This is a genomic window from Pseudomonas sp. SIMBA_041 (assembly GCF_046535095.1).
GTDB lineage: Bacteria > Pseudomonadota > Gammaproteobacteria > Pseudomonadales > Pseudomonadaceae > Aquipseudomonas > Aquipseudomonas mucoides.
Genome location: NZ_JAWRXJ010001064.1, coordinates 1 through 228, shown reverse-complemented (window position 1 = coordinate 228; position 228 = coordinate 1). Strand labels below are relative to the sequence as shown.

Annotated in this window: 1 pseudogene; it reads right to left on the bottom strand. The window is 39.9% G+C overall.

Annotated features, from left to right (window positions below):
• Positions 1-194: pseudogene (locus tag SB725_RS34370) on the bottom strand (fatty acid--CoA ligase); the annotation flags it as partial.
• Between the last annotated feature and the right edge of the window lie 34 nt (positions 195-228).

The following is a 228-nucleotide window of genomic DNA, read 5'->3' as shown; positions in this document are numbered from 1 at the left end:
GCATCAAGCTTTAAGTCTGCCAATACATTGGCCAAACGATTGATCCGCTCAAACAATTCTTTATAAGTCAGGCGCTTTTTGTCCGCATACACAATCTCTTGATCTTGCGATACCGTTTTTGCACGGCTTAATAATTGTTTGACCAGTAATGGATAATCGTAGGCAGATGGTGCACTGTGGTAAATGTTTGACATAGAACTGACTTCCTTGTTTGTTGTACTTATAAGG